Annotated in this window: 12 protein-coding genes and 1 tRNA gene; 3 read left to right on the forward strand and 10 right to left on the reverse strand. The window is 64.2% G+C overall.

What is annotated here, in order from left to right; translation table 11 throughout:
- Positions 1–594 (reverse strand): ClpP family protease, encoded by a 594-nt coding sequence (locus ACODSO_RS01140; RefSeq protein ID WP_068371271.1) that lies wholly within the window; start codon positions 592–594, stop codon positions 1–3.
- 2 nt (positions 595–596) lie between these two features.
- A complete protein-coding gene (locus ACODSO_RS01145; protein ID WP_489034739.1) occupies positions 597–1,223 on the reverse strand; it encodes a ClpP family protease in 627 nt (208 codons plus the stop codon).
- Between the two features lie 169 nt (positions 1,224–1,392).
- Here ACODSO_RS01145 and ACODSO_RS01150 point away from each other — a divergent pair.
- A tRNA-Met gene (locus ACODSO_RS01150) sits at positions 1,393–1,469 on the forward strand.
- A 72-nt stretch (positions 1,470–1,541) separates the two neighbouring features.
- Here the strand turns inward: ACODSO_RS01150 and ACODSO_RS01155 are convergent.
- The 5 genes from ACODSO_RS01155 to ACODSO_RS01175 all read right to left on the reverse strand — a co-directional run bounded on the left by ACODSO_RS01155 (position 1,542) and on the right by ACODSO_RS01175 (position 9,199).
- Entirely contained in the window at positions 1,542–2,174 is a 633-nt protein-coding gene (locus ACODSO_RS01155; protein WP_489034394.1) for an LON peptidase substrate-binding domain-containing protein, read from the reverse strand.
- Positions 2,171–3,079 carry an alpha/beta fold hydrolase gene (locus ACODSO_RS01160; RefSeq protein ID WP_489034396.1) on the reverse strand — a complete coding sequence of 303 codons (909 nt, stop codon included), beginning with the start codon at positions 3,077–3,079 and terminating at the stop codon, positions 2,171–2,173. The genes ACODSO_RS01155 and ACODSO_RS01160 overlap by 4 nt, the downstream gene beginning before the upstream one ends.
- 94 nt (positions 3,080–3,173) lie before the next feature.
- Positions 3,174–5,705, reverse strand: a complete 2,532-nt coding sequence (locus tag ACODSO_RS01165; RefSeq protein ID WP_489034397.1) for an alpha/beta fold hydrolase — start codon at positions 5,703–5,705, stop codon at positions 3,174–3,176.
- Between the two features lie 186 nt (positions 5,706–5,891).
- Positions 5,892–8,414, reverse strand: coding sequence for an ABC transporter permease (locus ACODSO_RS01170; protein ID WP_489034740.1), 2,523 nt, complete (start codon positions 8,412–8,414; stop codon positions 5,892–5,894).
- A gap of 20 nt (positions 8,415–8,434) precedes the next feature.
- Positions 8,435–9,199 carry an ABC transporter ATP-binding protein gene (locus ACODSO_RS01175; protein WP_489034398.1) on the reverse strand — a complete coding sequence of 255 codons (765 nt, stop codon included), beginning with the start codon at positions 9,197–9,199 and terminating at the stop codon, positions 8,435–8,437.
- A 79-nt stretch (positions 9,200–9,278) separates the two neighbouring features.
- On the opposite strand from ACODSO_RS01175, the gene ACODSO_RS01180 reads away from it, so the two are divergent.
- Complete coding sequence (locus tag ACODSO_RS01180; RefSeq protein ID WP_489034399.1) at positions 9,279–10,043, forward strand: deoxyribonuclease IV; 765 nt, start codon at positions 9,279–9,281, stop codon at positions 10,041–10,043.
- Here the strand turns inward: ACODSO_RS01180 and ACODSO_RS01185 are convergent.
- From ACODSO_RS01185 to ACODSO_RS01195, 3 genes are all read right to left on the reverse strand, one after another.
- Entirely contained in the window at positions 10,040–10,666 is a 627-nt protein-coding gene (locus ACODSO_RS01185; RefSeq protein ID WP_489034401.1) for a hypothetical protein, read from the reverse strand. The two genes, ACODSO_RS01180 and ACODSO_RS01185, sit on opposite strands and share 4 nt — an antisense overlap.
- Before the next feature lie 97 nt (positions 10,667–10,763).
- Positions 10,764–11,249, reverse strand: a complete 486-nt coding sequence (locus ACODSO_RS01190; protein ID WP_489034742.1) for a DUF309 domain-containing protein — start codon at positions 11,247–11,249, stop codon at positions 10,764–10,766.
- Positions 11,250–11,254: 5 nt separating this feature from the next.
- On the reverse strand, positions 11,255–12,454 hold the full coding sequence (locus tag ACODSO_RS01195; protein ID WP_068371359.1) for a multidrug effflux MFS transporter: 1,200 nt from the start codon (positions 12,452–12,454) through the stop codon (positions 11,255–11,257).
- A gap of 160 nt (positions 12,455–12,614) precedes the next feature.
- On the opposite strand from ACODSO_RS01195, the gene ACODSO_RS01200 reads away from it, so the two are divergent.
- Complete coding sequence (locus ACODSO_RS01200) at positions 12,615–12,992, forward strand: DUF8021 domain-containing protein (protein ID WP_489034402.1); 378 nt, start codon at positions 12,615–12,617, stop codon at positions 12,990–12,992.
- The last annotated feature ends 7 nt before the right edge of the window (positions 12,993–12,999 follow it).

Raw genomic sequence — 12,999 nt, forward strand, 5'->3', positions numbered from 1 at the left:
TTACTGGTTCCGGTTGGTGGCGATCAGGTCGGCGAGGCCGTAGTCGACGGCCTCGGTGGCCGAATAGATCTTGTCGCGGTCGGTGTCTCGCCGCAGTACCTCCGGCTTCTGTCCGGTGTGATGCGCGAGAATCGTCTCCATTTCGCTACGGACTCGGACGATCTCGTCCCGCTGCAGCGTGAGATCGGAGATCGTTCCCTCTCCTCCTCCCGACGGTTGATGAAGCAGAATTCGGGCGTGGTTCAGCATGATTCGCTTCCCGGGTGCCCCCGACGCCATCAGTACGCCTGCCGCCGACGCCGCCTGCCCCACGCAGAAGGTAGAGACGTCCGGTTTTATGTATTCCATGGTGTCGTAGATGGCGGTCATCGCGGTGAACGAACCACCGGGAGAGTTGATATAGAGGCTGATGTCCGCATCGGGATTGTCGGATTCGAGGTGGAAGAGTTGTGCGATCACGACATTGGCGACGCCGTCGTCGATCTCGGTCCCGAGGAAGATCACTCGTTCCGACAGTAGCCGACTGTAGATGTCGAAGGCCCGCTCACCGCTGTGTGTGCGTTCGACGACGGTAGGGATCGTGTACTGGCTCATGGTCACAGGCCTACTGTGCGACTGGGCGCCGACGGTCGGATGTCGTCGAGAGCGGTGACGGTCTGATCGATGAGTCCGTAGTCGCGTGCCTGCTCGGCAGTGAACCAACGATCCCGTTCGCTGTCGGCCGTGACGGTATCCACGTCATGCCCGGAATGTTCGGCATTGAGCCTGTGCATCAACGCTTTCGTGTACTCGAGGTTCTGTGCTTGAATCTCGATGTCCACGGCTGTTCCACGGATTCCCGCTGACGGCTGGTGCATCATGATTCGGGCATGCGGGAGGCTGAACCTCTTGCCCTTGGTTCCGGCGGTCAGTAGGAACTGACCCATGCTGGCCGCGAATCCCATTGCGAGAGTGCTGACATCGTTGGGGATGAGTCGCATCGTGTCGAGTATCGCCAGCCCGGCACTGATCGATCCACCGGGAGAATTGATGTAGAGGCTGATGTCGCGACGAGGATCGGAGGCGGACAGCAGTAGAAGTTGCGCGCAGACCCTGTTCGCGATCGCATCGTCGACAGTGGCGCCGAGCACCACGATGCGCTGATCCAGCAATCTCGAGGCCAGTTGGTCGTCGAACGGCGTCACGGTGGCGGATTCCCGCTCGGTCGCTGCCCTCATGGACATGGTGGTCATAGTGGTTCCCTTCGTCGGTGGTTCGCTCACCAGCTTTCGGGAGCGCCCGCTCGGGAGGAAGGATTCTCTGCTGCCGGCAGAGATCGCCCTCGGCATAACGGGGATGACCAGGCGATTGGGTGGATCGGCGCCGGTGCATGTACTGTTGTGGAACACCCGACGCGGGGTGGAGCAGCTCGGTAGCTCGCTGGGCTCATAACCCAGAGGTCGCAGGTTCAAATCCTGTCCCCGCTACCAACGAAGAAAGAAAGACCCCGGAAACCATGTTTCCGGGGTCTTTTCGTTCCGGGTTACTGCAGTCGTTCCGGGCTACTGCAGCCGAAACCTGACGATGTCGCTGACGCTCTCGATCGCGTCGGTCAGCACCTGCAGGCGGTCCGAGGCTCCGAGAGCCTCCAGCACGTCTTGACGGTCGGACTGGCCCATCGGAACCTGCGCCGCGAGAGTGAAGAGTCGTTCACCCGATCCGGCCGGCAGATCCGAAAACTCGGGCTGGTCGGGAGGGATGGATCCTTCGGCTTCCGCAAGCTTCCCGATGAGCTGGTAGAGGGCCGTGATCTGGTCCCGGAGCTCACTGAATTCGGGTTCGGTGACCGAATCTTCGGGATGATCGGGCCACGGGCGCACATCGGCGCGGGGGTACGGATCGTCTTCGAGCCACGCGTCGACCCTGATGCGTTCTCCACCTACACATTCCACGAGGAAGCGGCCGTCGCCGATGTCCCGGTGCGCGACGATGTGGGCGCGCGTGGCGACATCGTGGCGGATGTCCCCACCACCTGCCTCGTGACCGCGTGCGATCAGTACCACGCCGAAGCTGGGGTCGGTCGTTGCCAGGCAGTCGCGCAGAAGTTCCTGATAGCGGGGCTCGAAGATGTGGAGCGGAAGAGATTCGCCCGGCAGCAACACGCTGCCGAGCGGAAACATGGGTAGCACGGTCATGTCTGGTCCGACACTGCTGCCTGCGTCGGTTTGTCGGAAGTAGAGCTCGACTGCAAGAACTCGTCGAGAACCCGGAAGAACAGGTCGGGCTCGTCCAACTGCGGGAAGTGCCCTGCGCTGGGGAAGATCTCCACGCGGGAGTTCGGCACTTCCCGTCGGATGTTGTCGGCGTGCGACGCCGGAATCATGTGGTCCTTGCCGCCCCAGATCAGCAGTGACGGGATCGAGTCGAACTTCTCGAAATGTTGCTTGGCGCTGACGGTTTGGCCTCGGGGGCCGACAACTGCGCGGGTGGACGCTAGGAAGGCGTCGCGTGAACCCTTGTCGGCGACTGTCTTGAAGGAACGCCAGGTTTCTTCCATGCTCTTGCCGGGGCGCACCGGTAGACCCCACTTGCCGAGCTGCCCGATGATGCTCTCGGTGTTCTTGCGTACCCAATCGGATGCGAGAACAGGAAGCACCAGCTCACTGCCGGGCAGTGTCGCAGCTTTCAGCAGCAGCGAAACCTCGCGGCCGAGACCGCCGCTGCTGACGAGAGCCAACCGCTCGACACGCTCAGGGAACAGGTACACCGCCTGCATGACGATGCCGCCGCCGAGCGAATGGCCGACCATCGGCGTGGATGCGATGTTCAGGTGGTCGAGCAGGTCCCGGATGGTTGCCGAGTGCGAGCTGAGTGAGTAGTCGCCGGACGGTTTGTCAGAAAGTCCGTGACCGAACAGGTCAGGTGCGATAACCCGATATTTCGTGGACAGCCGCTCGATCTGCCCTGCCCATGACTCGTGCGACCCGAGCAACCCGTGGACGAGTACGACGGGTGGACCGTCGCCGACGTCTACGTATCTCAGGACGTCCTTGTGGAGCTCGACGGAATCGAGCTCGTACGGTGACGTGTGGTTGTTCATCGTGCCTCCTCGCTGCTCGTCGACGCTCTCGGGGCAAACCTACGCGGGTCGGGGTGCCGAAGGACAGTAGATGTGGTGCGCACTGCACCTCACGTCATCGGATCGGCGAGCCCACAGCGTTCTCCACAGCCTCCGCCACCGCAACGACCGCGGGTTCGCGAACGAACTCGTTGTGGGAACTTTTCACGTGCACCAGCGTCAGTCGACCGGTCACCACCGCCGCCCAGGACGCCGGGTCCGCTACGTTGTCATCGGATACGACCACCGTGGCGGCGCCCGCCCAGGGCTTCGGGCGGTGCCGACTCATCGCCTTCGATGCCACCAGCGCGAACGTCAACCAGCGCTCGGTCGTCGATTCCCGTTTCAAACCTGCCCTTGCCAGCCGGATGCGGTAGCGGATTCGGTCGCGAATCGGGATGTTCGCGGGTCGGACGAACAGGGGCGCCGCATGAGGCAGGCCCGGGCCTCCGGGGAGACGATCGAGGATGTCACGAAGCAGCAAAGGGTCCAATAAAACAACCTGTTCGACGACATCACCGGCTTCTGTCAGTAGCCGCGCTACCTCCAGAGCCGTCCATCCGCCGATCGAATGACCGGCAACGATGTACGGGCCTTCGGGCTGCACCGACTTGATCTCTCGAATGTATCGGCGTGCGGCGCCCCGCACAGTGCGGTCGGGTAGCGCCGTGCCGTCCAGCCCCCGTGGTTGCAGTGCGTAGACCGCCCGGTCGCCGCTCATCCGTCGGGCAAGCGGCACCATGCCGAGAGCGGGTACACCGGCGCCGGTCACGACGAACAGAGCTGGGTGTCCTCCGGACTTGTTCAAACGGACGAGCACCGTGCTGCCGTCGGTCTTGGTGACAGTTTCCGATTCGCTCAGCTTCCGGTCGATCAACTCCGCGAGTGTCCGCACTGTCATGGCCGATCCGAGATCGGACGGGGTCAACTGGACGTGCATCATGTCGTTGACGGCGATCAGGATGTTGACCATGGACAACGACGTGGCACCGAGTGCGGAGAAGTCGTCGTCGCGCCCGATGCGATCGGTGTCGATCTGTGTCGACACGACCGAGGCCACCCAGCGTTCGGTCGCGCCGACGGCGGATTGGTGCGGCGTCGGACGTGAGAGCGGCGAGGGAAGCGCGTTCCGATCGACCTTTCCTCGCTCGTTTCGGGGAATGGAGTCCAGTTCGACGACGAACATGGGAACCATCCACTCCGGAAAGTTCTCCCGGAGTGCGCTGCGCACCTCGGCCTCGGTGTGGCTGCTTCCGACGAAGTATGCGGCGAGTTCGGAACTGCCGTCGTGAACGCATGAGGTGACGAACACGTCGGTGATTCCCGGGAGCGAGCGCACGAAGCCCTCGACTTCGGCAGGTTCGACGAGATAGCCCCGCACCTTGATCGCCTCGTCGACGCGGCCGGCCAAGTGAAGGACTCCGTCCGAATCGACTCGACCGAGGTCACCCGTCCGGTAGTGGTGCTGAAATCGGTCCGAGAAGAAACGTGACCGGGTCAGATCATCGAGCCCGAGGTAGCCGTCGGCGAGCACGGGGGCCGATACCCGCACCTCACCGATGGCGCCCGTCGTCACCGGGGTTCCGTCCGGCCCGACGATCTCGACGGTCTTACCTCTCGGTTGTTTCCCTGCAGGCAGATATCCCGGTGGAAGTGGCCGACCGGCGCTGTACACGTCGAAGGCGACAGCGCCGGCTTCGGTCGTCGCATACCAATTGACGAAGGATGCGCCGGAACCGAGCGCGCTGCGGAACGCGCTGACGTCCTTCGAGTGCAGCGCCTCGCCGTACGTGGTCACCACCCGGAGCGAGGGGACCGCGTCGTCGGGCACCGAGGATATCGGTTCGACCCCGGTCGCGAAGCTGCGCACGAGCGACGGAGAGCAGTGCAGTGTCGTCAGCGCGGATTGCTCGATCCACTCGGTCAACGCCGTCGACTGCGTGCTTCGCGGGTCCGTGCAATACACCGACGCGCCGCTCAGTAGGCCGGCGAACAGCGTGTTGAGACCGGCACCGAAGCTGACAGGGAGTGCGTTCCCGACGCGGTCTCGGGTGGTGAGCCCGAGTGCCGAACTCACTTCGTAGGCTTTGGTCAGACACATGCGATGGCTGAGAAGTACACCTTTGGCCGCGCCGGTGGATCCCGAGGTGAACGCGATCAACGCGGTTCGACCGCCGGGGAATGCGGGCAGTGGCACCGAGGAAATCTGGGCGTCGGCGAGGTCCGATGTGGTGAGTCGTAGCGCAGACGCTGCCTTGGCGATGCTCGCCGAACGATTCTCGGGCAGGTTCGTGTCGAGCGGAACGAGGGAATGACCGGACGCCATCACCGCCAGCATCAGGGTGATGGAATCGATGGTGCAGGCGGCGTCGACGGCGATCGGTCGGAGATCGTTCGACGTCAGATCCGCAATTTTTCGTGCCGATGCGTACGTCCGGTGCAGTAGTTCGTCGAACGTGACGGTGCCTTCGCCGCTGTCGATGGCGATCGCGTCAGGTACGGAGTGCGCGACTTCGCACAGCCGGTCGAGCAGGGTATCTCGGGGATCGGGCCTGCACAGGGGAGCGAGCGGCGCGTGTACCGGGGCATCGATCCGGTGCAGCGACATGGCCACTCCTCGCATAAGGCTGTCGTTCTGCTCAGGGCGGTCGTCTGCTCAGGCAACCGTGGCGGCGGTGAGGCCTGCGTTCGCGACCGAAAACAATCGTAAAGTCTGTTTTACCCGTAACAAAGTAACCTCATGGTCCTTTTGGGCGCAACTTCTCGTGAACAATCGAGAAGTTGCGCCGGACAGTCAGGCTTCGCTGATTGCTTCCAAGGGTGCGGTTCGGGCCGCGCGAATTGCCGGCCACAGTGCCGCGAGCACGCCGACGACGGCGGATCCGACGAGCATTGCGCTCATCTGCCCCCATGGAATCGTGAGTAGGCCGAGTCCCTCGTCGCGCAAAGTCCTGACGAATCCCCAACCGAAGGCAATCCCGAGGGCGAGACCGACGATCGCACCGAAGAGTGCGATGAGCAGAGATTCCAGGTAGATGATGCGCCGGACTTGAGGCCTCTGCATACCGACCGCGCGGAGCATCCCGATCTCGCGTCGTCGTTCGACGACGGATAGGGCGAGCGTGTTGATGATGCCGAGGATGGCGATCACAACCGCGAGAGCGAGGAGACCGTAGAGAACGGCGAGCAGGGTATCGATCTGCTGGCTCTGCGCGCCCTTGAACTCCTCGCGGTCCTGAACCTGCACGACGACGAAAGGCTTGGTTGCTGTTTCGAGGTCGCTACGCAATGTATCGAGATCGGTTCCCGGTGCGGCACCGACGAGAACGACGATGTCGGACCGCACGATGCTCGGCGTCACTTCCTGATAGACCTCGTTGGAGATCATCCAATCCCCGACGAGTGGACTGTCCTCGTAGATCGCGGTCACCGTCACGGGTTCTTGCTGACCGTCGACCGAGGTCATGTCGACGACGCTGCCGAGGTTCCACCCCTCGCTCGCCGATGCTGACTGCGAGACGGCCATGCTGTCCCCGGTCAGTTCGGGAGAACCCGAGACGACGACGCTGTCGAACAGTCCGTCCGGGCTTCCTTCGAGCGCAACGCCGAACGCTGGTTCGTCGTCGATGTCCACCGACACCGGATGAAGGATTGCGACGCGATCGACGCCGGCTACCGAGCGGGCGGCCTCACCTGCGCCGGTGGGAACGCCGATGGCGGGTGGACCGCTGAAGATGTAGTCGGCTTCGATGCCGTTGTCCACCAGTGCATCGACGCTCGCTTTGGCCGTCGAACCGAGCACCCCGATGACCGAGACCAGCATCAGTCCGAGCATCAGAGCGAAGGCCGTCGCGGCGGTGCGCCTGGGATTGCGGACCGCGTTGGTGCGGGCGAGGCGCCCGATCGCCCCGAACGGGCGCGTCAGTACCGAACCGAGAGCGCCGACGATCGGCCGGGACAGGGACGGTGCGGCAAGTGCGACGGCGACGATGACGGCGACGGCGCCTGCTCCGACGATGGCGGCAGCAGTGCCGCCCGTCGACTGTGCGCCGACCACCACGGCTGCGGCCCCGAGTGCACCGATGCCGACGCCGGCCAGCGTGCGGGCCCGCAGGCTGTCACCGGCGGAAGCGAACTCCTCACGCATGGCCGCGATCGGCGGAATCTTTGCTGCTCGGCGTGCGGGAGCGTATGCGCTCAGAACCGTCACGACGATACCGACCGTGAACGACACGATCACCGTTCGTGGTTCGAGAGCGAGGGTGCCACCGGGCAGACCGAGGTCGAACGCATTGAGCAGCGCGCGCAATCCGTATGCGAGACCGACGCCACCGGCGAAGCCGATCGCACTTCCGATCACACCGACGACGAGCGCCTCCAAGACCACAGACCGGCTGACCTGACCTCGGCTCGCTCCGATCGCGCGCAGTAGCGCGAGCTCACGAACACGTTGGGCGACGATCATCGAGAAGGTGTTGGAGATGATGAACGTTCCTACCAACAGGGCGATTGCGCCGAACGCAAGCAGGAAGTAGTTCACGAACGACAGCGCCTGCTCGATCTGGGCCTGTGCCTCCTCGCGTACGTCATCGGCAGTCTGTACCTTCGCATCGGGCAGTGCCGCGGCGATCTCGTCGCGCAGATCGCTCTGACTCTTCCCGCTTCCGGCAAGGTCCTTGCCGGCGACGTCGTAGTACTGGACATGGCTGCCGTCGGAGAACAGCTCGTTCGCCTGGCTCTCGAAGAACTGGATACCGATGTAGCCGCCCGATTCGACTGCTGTGTCGTAGATTCCCGTGACGGTGACGTCGATCGTGCCCTTCGACGGCACGAGTACCTGGGTCTTGTCGCCGACGCCGAGTCCGGACCGAGCCGCTCCGCCCTCGTTGATGACGACCTCGCCGGGCGCCGACGGTGCAGTACCGGCCACGAACACTGCGTCGTCGCCGAGTCTGCGGTCGGCAGGGATGTACGACTCGCCGATAGTCGGCGCGCCACCGGTTTGGACCGCAGCGCCGGACTCGTCGAGGACGACGATCTGTCCGCCCACGTACGGGACGACCGCGGCTACGTCGGGCAGTGCGGAGATGACCGCGGCGTCCGAGGTCGGAACCCCGATAGAGCGGGCATCCTCGGCGCTGACTCGGACGTCGGCGCCCTGGGCGGTGTCGGAGAAGATCGAGGAGAACGTTCGCTGCAGCGTGTCGGTGAACACGAAAGAGCCTGCGACGAAGGCAGTTCCGAGGACGACGGACAGGACGGTGAGTGCAAGTCTCACCTTGTGGGCGGCAAGGTTCCGCAGGGAGACCTTGCGCATGGGATTCGGTGTGGACATGGTCAGACCGTCTCCAGCTGTTTCATGCGATCGAGCACGGTCTCCGCGGTGGGGTTCGCGAGGTGGTCGATGACCGCGCCGTCGGCGAGGAACACCACGCGGTCGGCGTAACTGGCAGCACGTGGATCGTGGGTGACGATCACGACCGTCTGATCGAACTCGTCGGCTGCCGCGCGCAGGATGCCCAGCACCTCGCCCGACGAGCGCGAATCCAGGTTGCCCGTCGGCTCGTCCCCGAACACGATGTCAGGACGCCCGGCGAGTGCCCGCGCGCAGGCCACGCGTTGTTGCTGGCCTCCGGACAACTCGGAAGGGCGATGACCGAGTCGATCACGCAGGCCGAGTCGATCGACGACGGTGTCGAGCCACTGCTGGTCGGGTTCGCGGCCGGCGATGTCGAGCGGAAGGGTGATGTTCTCCAGTGCCGTCAGCGTCGGCACCAGGTTGAACGACTGAAACACGAAACCGATCCGGTCCCTTCGGAGTCCGGTCATCTGCTTGTCGCTGAGGTTCGTCAGCTCGGTGTCGCCGATCGTGACGGTCCCCGAGGTCGCACTGTCGAGACCGGCGAGGCAATGCATCAGCGTCGACTTGCCCGATCCGGACGGGCCCATGATGGCGGTGAACTCGCCGCGTGCGAACTCGACGCTGACGTCCCGCAGAGCGTGAACTTGCGTGTCCCCCGTGCCGTACGTCTTGGTGAGTGCTTTCGCGCTGGCGGCAGGAGCAGAGCCCGCGGAATGACCCGCGAGTGCGATATCAGTCATGCTGCCAGTGTTTCAGTGTTTTGCACCTACCACTATCCGGGGACACCCTGACTTGGTGCGCGGCTCCTAGTATGGAGCGATGCGCATCGGAGCCCACGTTCGTGACAGTGCCGACCCGCTCGGCTCGGCGTCGGCCCTCGGGGTCGACTTCGTCCAGATGTTCCTCACCGACCCGCAGAAGTGGAACAAGCTGAAGCCGCATCCCCAGGGCGAGGAACTCAAGGCCAGTGACGTCGACGTCGTCGTGCACAGTTCGTACGTTCTCAACGTCGCGAGCCTCAACAATCGCATTCGCATACCCTCACGCAAGGCCGTGATCGAGCAGGCGTCCGCGGCGGCTGACATCGGTGCGATCGGACTGGTCGTACACGGCGGGCATGTGCGTGACGGTGAGGACACCGCGAAGGGATTCGACAACTGGCGCAAGCTGTTCGAACGTCAGGCCGACGAGGGTGGATTCGGTGTTCCGATCTTCATCGAGAACACCGCGGGCGGCGACTTCGCGATGGCGCGTCACTTCGACGACATCGCCCGGCTATGGGATGCGGTAGGTGAGTTCGGCGCGGGCTTCTGCCTCGACACGTGCCACGCCTGGGCAGGAGGCGAGGAACTGGTCGGCGTCGTGGATCGGATCAAGGCCATCACCGGGCGGATCGATCTGGTCCATCTGAACAATTCGCGTGACGAGTTCGACTCGGCGCGAGACCGGCACGCGAACCTGGCCGATGGAACGATCGATGCTGAAGTATTGACGGCGGTGGCCGAAGCCTCCGGTGCACCGGTGATCCTCGAGACCCCCGAAGAAGGACTCGCGGCAGACGTGCAGTTCTTGAAGGATCGTTAGACGAACATCGAGATCGTCTTCTCCCAGAAGCGCTCGAAGTCGTCGACGTCGGCGCGGGTGAAGATCCGACTGTTCCACCGAAAGTCGGTGTCCACCATGGTGACCCCGTCGACGACCGTCACGTCGCACGTGACTGTCAGGCTGTGGGTCAGCGGCTCGTTCTCGTCGGACATCGAGCTTTCGGTACCGTAGCGAAATGCGATCTGAGCGCCTGGCTTTCGTTCCAGCGCAGGAGAATTCAGCGTGTTCTTGACGGTCTCGTAGTCGGATCCACCGTTGGGAGCTCCGGCGATTCGACGCCGTGCTTCTTCGGTGAGGGTCGCAACATGTCCCCTGGTGGGCAACCGCACCGGAAAGTAGGAATTCGGACTGCCCTCGATGTCGATCAGGACGCCGGACGCGCAGCTGCGGCACCGGTCGCTCTGCCAGGATCCGACGGTGTCGGCGAGCACAGCGAGGAGGGTCGTCGAGTTGGGTAGGTCCGCACCCGTCCATTGAGTGCGAACGGTGGTCACGACGGACGAATCGACGGTGTCGATCCGGGGATCGGTGCGGCGGGATCCGAAAGAGCGTTCCTCTGGCGTCAGTACCGCGACCCAGTACGGAACCTGTGCTGCTGTCACTGCCCGTCACCACCTTGTGTCGCACGCCGTGTGTCGCAAGCCTTACCTAACCTTCGCCACTGTAGCGGCAGCCAGCCTGTGGGGCCAGCAGGGGTGGTCAGACGCCGGTGATCGGGCGAGCCAGACGAGGAACGGTCGGTGATTGTGGGACGTGGCCGGAGTCGAGCTGACCGAGCAGAGCTTCGGACCAGTCGACGAGTCCTGCGACGTCGAGACCGTGCGGCGGATCGGTGCTGTAACTCTCTATGCGGTCATGCCCGCGTCGGAGCAACGACCGCGCGCCGACGTCGTTGCCGCGGAGGAGGTGCGTGAGACCGACGGCGAGCTGGGCAAGTCCCTGCCACAGTGCCCGCTCCGACTCCGGAGAGTCCTTCCACGTCCCTTCGAGAATCTCGTGGGCATGGAAGGGCATTTCGTCGTCGAGGAGCTGCTGCGCACGGATGATCGACTCGTCGGGCGGCAATCTCAGATCGTCGGGAATGCGTTCGACGCCGTCGGCGCCCCGAGGCAACGGCCGCCCCAGACCGTCGCGGGGGCGTCCGTTCAGCGGTTTACCGAGGGAATCGCGTTCGCGTTCCGACAAAGTGCTCACACCTCGGAGGTAGTCGATGCTCGAGTGTCGTTCTTGGCCGAGGTCACGGTCACCGCGATCAGGGCGGCGAGGGCGAGTGCAGAGACACCGACCATCGTCACCGATACTGCCACGTTGTCGTTGCCCAGTGCGCCGACTACCGGAGCGATGATGGCTCCGAGGCCGAACTGCGCTGCACCGAGGAGTGCAGCTGCGGTGCCCGCGGCTTCACCGTGGCGGGAAAGCGCAAGAGCAGGCGCGTTCGGCATGACGAATCCGACGGCGCCGAGCACGAACCACAGCGGGACGAGGAATCCGATCATGCCCCCGATACCGGCGACCGCGAGCACGGTCATCACCAAGGATGCGACCACGGCGCCCGACAGAGCGGAAATGACGATGCGGACGGGTGCGAAGTAACCGAGCAGCAGGACGTTGAGTTGAGATGCACCGATCAATGCGATGGCTCCCAGTGCAAACACGATGGCGAACTGCTGTTCGTTGAGCCCGAACTCTTCCTGCAGAACGAACGACGACCCGGCTATGTAGGCGAACAGGGCCGACATCGCGAGGGCCGCAACGAGGACGAGCACCACGAACTGTCGGTCCCGCAGCAGGCCGCCGTACGTGCGGACGACCGGCATGATTCCGCGGCCGCGGCGACGCTCGGGAGGCAACGTTTCCCGGAGTGAGAACACGGCGAGGACGAGCAGCGCAACACCGAGGATGGTCAGCGCGCCGAATACCCAGCGCCACGATCCGACGAGCAGGATGCCACCGCCGAGGGATGGAGCAAGAACCGGTGCGACGCCCATGACGAGCATCAACCGGGACAGGACGGTGGCGGCGGCGCGCCCGGTGAACAGGTCGCGAACCACGGCCATCGCGACCACTGCCGCAGCTGCAGCACCGAGCCCCTGCAGGCCACGGAAGAGCCCGAGCACGGCCACGTTGGGCGCGATCGCGCACAGCAGCGACGCAACGATGTGGATGGCGGTGCCCACGATCAGTGGCAGGCGCCGTCCGACGATGTCCGACAGCGGGCCGATGATCAGCTGGCCGAGAGCCAGGCCGATCAAGGTGCCCGTCAGGGTGAGCTGGACAGCCGCGGACGACGACTCGAGATCGTCGACGATCGAGGGCAACGCGGGCAAGTACATGTCGATGGTCAGCGGACCGAGGGCGATGAGCGCGCCGAGCACGAGGATGACCCTCATGCGCTCACCGGCGGTCGGTGTGGAGTCTCGCTCGACGGTGCTGTGCGCGTCGGTCAGGACGTGGGGTGCGGTCTGTTCCGGGGCATGTGACACCCCGTAGACAGCAACGAGATCGCCTGATCTGTTCCCGGTGTGATGTATTCGAACTAGGGTCTCTGCGGTGAGCAACTTCGGGGACAGTCCACGGCAGGCCGTCGTCCGTGAGTACATCGATGCGCTCGCGTCGCACGACTCCAGTGCCGTGAAGTTCGCTCCGGGCGCGCGCCGGATCGAGAACGGCATCACGACCGGATTCTCCGGTCCAGGGCTGGCCAAGGGTCTCGACAACGCCTTCTACTACCGCGCGATCCTCGACATTCGCGACATCGAATTCACGGAGTCCGGGGACACCGTTCGGGCAACGTTCCTCATCGACGCCGGAGTCCGACGGAAGCGGATCGTGACCGTCGCGGTCGAGGAAACGTTCCTCGTTCCCGACGGCACCATCCATCTGATCAGGGCGAAACTCCGCCTCAGATTTCGTCGAACACCTCGGTAAGTCCCGC

This window comes from Rhodococcus sp. FG69, assembly GCF_057808915.1.

Excerpts from the sequence above, each read along its gene's own strand:
- ACODSO_RS01180 (WP_489034399.1), top strand. The coding sequence starts at position 9,279 with ATGCGCATCGGAGCCCACGTTCGTGACAGTGCCGACCCGCTCGGCTCG.
- ACODSO_RS01155 (WP_489034394.1), bottom strand. The coding sequence starts at position 2,174 with ATGACCGTGCTACCCATGTTTCCGCTCGGCAGCGTGTTGCTGCCGGGC.
- ACODSO_RS01140 (WP_068371271.1), bottom strand. The coding sequence starts at position 594 with ATGAGCCAGTACACGATCCCTACCGTCGTCGAACGCACACACAGCGGT.
- ACODSO_RS01165 (WP_489034397.1), bottom strand. The coding sequence starts at position 5,705 with ATGTCGCTGCACCGGATCGATGCCCCGGTACACGCGCCGCTCGCTCCC.
- ACODSO_RS01170 (WP_489034740.1), bottom strand. The coding sequence starts at position 8,414 with ATGCGCAAGGTCTCCCTGCGGAACCTTGCCGCCCACAAGGTGAGACTT.
- ACODSO_RS01160 (WP_489034396.1), bottom strand. The coding sequence starts at position 3,079 with ATGAACAACCACACGTCACCGTACGAGCTCGATTCCGTCGAGCTCCAC.
- ACODSO_RS01175 (WP_489034398.1), bottom strand. The coding sequence starts at position 9,199 with ATGACTGATATCGCACTCGCGGGTCATTCCGCGGGCTCTGCTCCTGCC.
- ACODSO_RS01195 (WP_068371359.1), bottom strand. The coding sequence starts at position 12,454 with ATGAGGGTCATCCTCGTGCTCGGCGCGCTCATCGCCCTCGGTCCGCTG.
- ACODSO_RS01145 (WP_489034739.1), bottom strand. The coding sequence starts at position 1,223 with ATGTCCATGAGGGCAGCGACCGAGCGGGAATCCGCCACCGTGACGCCG.